The sequence below is a fragment of the uncultured Tepidimonas sp. genome (assembly GCF_938045175.1).
Taxonomy (GTDB): domain Bacteria; phylum Pseudomonadota; class Gammaproteobacteria; order Burkholderiales; family Burkholderiaceae_C; genus Tepidimonas.
In genome coordinates this window covers 1-4,148 of the sequence record NZ_CALIND010000144.1, presented here as the reverse complement: position 1 = coordinate 4,148, position 4,148 = coordinate 1, and the positions used below count along the sequence as shown (strand labels likewise).

At 67.1% G+C, this 4,148-nt stretch carries 5 protein-coding genes; 3 read left to right on the top strand and 2 right to left on the bottom strand.

Features of this window, described 5'->3' with window-relative positions; translation table 11 throughout:
- A partial coding sequence (locus tag Q0716_RS07640; protein WP_299021591.1) for an acyl-CoA dehydrogenase family protein occupies window positions 1–895 on the bottom strand: 895 nt, incomplete at its 3' end.
- A 135-nt stretch (window positions 896–1,030) separates the two neighbouring features.
- On the opposite strand from Q0716_RS07640, the gene Q0716_RS07635 reads away from it, so the two are divergent.
- Together Q0716_RS07635 and Q0716_RS07630 are read left to right on the top strand one after the other, a co-directional pair.
- Entirely contained in the window at window positions 1,031–2,017 is a 987-nt protein-coding gene (locus tag Q0716_RS07635; RefSeq protein ID WP_299021589.1) for a LysR substrate-binding domain-containing protein, read from the top strand.
- A gap of 47 nt (window positions 2,018–2,064) precedes the next feature.
- Complete coding sequence (locus Q0716_RS07630; protein ID WP_299021587.1) at window positions 2,065–2,379, top strand: CcdB family protein; 315 nt, start codon at window positions 2,065–2,067, stop codon at window positions 2,377–2,379.
- On the opposite strand, the gene gabT is transcribed toward Q0716_RS07630, so the two are convergent.
- Window positions 2,367–3,692, bottom strand: a complete 1,326-nt coding sequence (gabT, locus tag Q0716_RS07625) for a 4-aminobutyrate--2-oxoglutarate transaminase (RefSeq protein WP_299021585.1) — start codon at window positions 3,690–3,692, stop codon at window positions 2,367–2,369. The genes Q0716_RS07630 and gabT overlap by 13 nt on opposite strands.
- A gap of 180 nt (window positions 3,693–3,872) precedes the next feature.
- Between gabT and Q0716_RS07620 the strand changes: the two genes are divergently transcribed.
- Window positions 3,873–4,148 (top strand): winged helix-turn-helix domain-containing protein (locus Q0716_RS07620; protein WP_299021584.1); only part of this gene is annotated, 276 nt, incomplete at its 3' end.

Genomic DNA, 4,148 nt, shown 5'->3' with positions numbered 1-4,148 from the left:
GCATGTCGGCCAGCTTTTTCTGGATGAGCTGGTTGGCGGCCAGTGGCCGGCCGAACTGCTGGCGATCCAGCACATATTGCCGCGCGCGGTGATAGCAGTCCTCGGCTGCGCCCAGCGCGCCCCAGGCGATGCCGTAGCGCGCGCTGTTGAGGCACGTGAACGGCCCCTTGAGCCCCCGCACGCCGGGGAAGGCGTTTTCCTCAGGGCAAAAGACCTGGTCCATCACGATTTCGCCGGTGATGGATGCGCGCAAGCCCACCTTGCCGTGAATCGCCGGGGCAGACAATCCCTTCCAGCCTTTTTCCAGGATGAAGCCACGGATCTGTCCCTCGTCGTCCTTGGCCCAGACCACGAACACGTCGGCGATCGGGCTGTTGGTGATCCACATCTTGGCGCCGGTGAGCGTGTATCCACCCGGCACCTTGCGCGCGCGGGTGATCATGCTAGCCGGGTCGCTGCCGTGGTTGGGCTCGGTCAGGCCAAAGCAGCCGACCCACTCGCCTGTGGCCAGTTTGGGCAGGTATTTTTGTTTCTGCGCCTCGGTGCCGAATTCGTGGATCGGCACCATCACCAGCGAAGACTGCACGCTCATCATGCTGCGGTAGCCGCTGTCCACCCGCTCGACTTCGCGCGCGATCAATCCGTAGCTCACATAGTTGAGCCCGGCGCCACCGTACTGCTCGGGGATGGTGGGGCCGAGCAGGCCGATTTCGCCCATTTCGTTGAAGATTGCGCGGTCGGTTTTCTCGTGCCGGAACGCCTCTTGCACACGTGGCAGCAGCCGCTCTTGGCAGTAAGTGCGTGCCGCATCGCGCACGGCGCGCTCATCGGGCGTGAGTTGATCGTCCAGAAAAAACGGGTCGGCCCAGTCGAAGGCAATCTTGGGTTGGCTCATGGTGTGTCCTTGGTGTGATGAAAAGAGGGGGCGCGTCGCACGCCAGTCGAAGGCATGGTAGTGGCTGGCTCGCGCCCGCGCAAACGAATTTTTCTGCGTCGGTTATGATCTCAACGCATATCTGAAAGGACCACTGTGCGTCGCCGCCTGCCCTCCACTCAGGCCCTGCAATGCTTCGAGGCCGCTGCGCGCCACCAAAGCTTCACGCGCGCCGCGCAAGAACTGGCGCTCACCCAAGGGGCCGTGTCGCGCCAGGTGGCGGCGCTGGAGGCGTTTTTAGGCGTGCGGCTGTTTCGGCGCACGCAGCACGGCATGGCGCTGACCCCCGCGGGGGAAGACTACGCACGCCAAGTGCGTGAACGGCTGGATGCGCTGGAGCGCGACGTGGTGGACGTGATGGGGCGCCAAGGGCAGGGCGACAGCGTCACGCTGGCCACCGTTCCCACCTTTGCCACGCGCTGGCTGATCCCGCGCCTGCCGCGGCTTGCCGCACGTCAGCCCCACTTGCTGGTGCACCTGGAGACGCGCACGCGCCCGTTTCTGTTCCCCGACAGTGGCCTGGACGCGGCCATCTGGGCCGGCACGCCGCAGCAGTTGCAGCAATGGGCCGGCACGCGTGCCACTCCCCTGCTGGACGAGGATGTGCTGCCCGTGTGCAGCCCGCGCCTGCTGACAGCCGCGGGGGCCGACGTGGGTGAAGGCGTCGATCCCGAGGTGTTGGCCCACTGGCCGCTGCTGCAGCAAGCCACCCGACCCGAGGCGTGGCGTCAGTGGTTTGACGCGCAGGGCGTGGACGCGCCGCGCGCGATGGCAGGCCCCCGGTACGAGTTGTTTTCCATGCAGGCGGCTGCGGCCATCGCGGGGCTGGGCGTGGCCCTCATGCCCACGCTGCTGGTGCAGGACGAATTGGCCAGCGGCGCGCTGGTCGTGGCTTGCCCGCGGCCGCTCAAGGCGCAGCGCGCTTATTATTGGGTGCAACCCGGCGGCCCCGAACGGGCCGCGCTGGGCGTGTTCAGGGCGTGGTTATTGGAGGAATGTTCCCACGCCGGGGACATGGCTCGCCAGCACCCGGGTCGCGGTGAGTTGCCTCCAGTCGGCGGCCGTTCCATCTCGGGGGCGTGAGCGGGGCGACGCGCCCCAAGGCCGGTTCGGTTGCGGGATTGCCGACCATGTGCACAGCCTCCACCAGCTCTGTGATGCGTACTTACGCGAGGTGGTGCGCGGCGAGCGAGAGCGCCGATGATCTGCTGGACGGACTGCACACCACGGTGGTGATCCCCTTGCGCCGGCTCGATACCATGAGTGGTATGGCGCCACCCGAGCGACTGATGCCCGTCTTCGATGTCGGGGGCATCACGGTGGTTCTGGAGACTCCCAAGTTGGCCGCCGTACCCCGCCGCGTGCGGCGGCAGCGGGTAGGCAATCTCGCCGACCACCATGACGCCATCGCGTCAGCGCTCGATTTCCTGTTTCACGGATTTTGACCGCTCCTCTTTGCCGCCTTCAGCGCCTCGCCCATGATGGCCAGGCCCTCGTCCAGCAGTGCGTCGCTGGCGGTCAGTGGCACCAGAATGCGGATGACGTTGCCGTACAAGCCGCACGACAGCAGCACCAAGCCGCGCTGCAGCGCTTCGGCGCACAGGCGCTTGGTCAGATCCGCCGCCGGGCGGTTGATGTCGCCGTCTTCGAACAGCTCGATGGCGACCATGGCGCCCAGCCCGCGCACGTCCAGGATCTCGCGGTGCTGTCCCATGAGCGCCGTCAGCCCCGCACGCAGCCGCTCGCCGATGGCGCGCGAGCGGGCCAGCAAGTTTTCTTCCTCGAACACGTCGAGCACCGCCAGCGCGGCCACGCAAGCCAGCGGGTGGCCGGCGTAGGTGCCGCCGAGCCCCCCGGGCAGGGGCTTGTCCATGATCTCGGCCTTGCCGATGACCGCGGCGATGGGAAAGCCGCCCGCCATGCTCTTGGCCATGGTGATGAGGTCGGGCGCCACGCCCCATTGCTCGCATGCCAGCCAGGTGCCGGTGCGACCCGCGCCGGTTTGCACCTCGTCGGCGATGAGGACGATGCCGTGGCGGTCGCACAGCTCGCGCAAGGCGCGGGCAAACTCGAACGGCGCGACGTAAAAGCCGCCTTCGCCCTGCACGGGCTCGAGGATGATGGCCGCAACACGCTCGGGCTCGATGTCGTATTTGAACAGGTGGTGCAGGCTGCGCAGCGCGTCATCGACCGAGATGCCGTGCAGCGGATTGGGAAACTCCGCGTGGTAGATCTCGGCCGGGAAGGGGCCGAAGCCCGCCTTGTAGGGCGCCACCTTGCCGGTGAGCGCCATGCCCAGCAGCGTGCGGCCATGGAAGCCACCGCCAAAGGCGATGACGGCCTGTCGCCCAGTAGCAGCACGGGCGATCTTGACGGCGTTTTCGACCGCCTCTGCCCCCGTGGACTGGAAGAACGCTTTCTTGGGGAAATGACCGGGTGCCTTGGCGCACAGGCGCTCGGCCAGCTCGACGTACGGTTCGTAGGCCAGTACCTGAAAGCACGTGTGGTGCACCTTGTCCAGTTGGGCCTTGACGGCTTCGACGATCTTGGGATGCCGGTGGCCGGTGTTGAGCACGGCGATGCCGCCGGCAAAGTCGATGTAGCGCTTGCCTTCGACATCCCAGACTTCGGCGCCTTCGGCACGCTCGGCAAAAACTTCGTAGGTCTGTCCCAGCCCCGCGGGCAGGGCGGCGCGGCGGCGCGCCATCAGCGTGGCGTTGGTTTTGGCGGCGGTGGACAGTTGGGGATCGCGGTGCATGAGGTGTCTCCGGGGGTGCGGGGCGTCAACGGCGGGTCGGGGGGCGGCGCGGGCATGAAAACGCGCGGCCCTGGTCGAGCCTTGACTGTAAAGGGGTGGGCGGCCCCGATACCATATACAGCCGATGGGCGGCGGTCGATGCACTGTACTGCCGCCGTGCCCGATACAGCCCCCAACACGATGTTCACGCTCGACCCCCAACACCCCACGCCCCTGGTGCAACAAATCGTCGATGGGTTTCGGGACCTGATTCGCAGCGGGGCGCTGCGCCCGGGCGCCAAGGCGCCTTCGATTCGGCAATTCGCGCATGCGCACGGGGTCAGCGTCTATACCGTGGTCGATGCCTACGACCGGTTGGTGGCCTTGGGCTACTTCGTGTCACGGCCGCACTCGGGATTTTTCGTGCGCAGCCGCGACAGCCACGCCGAACCGTCGGCCGACCGCGGCCCGCAGTAC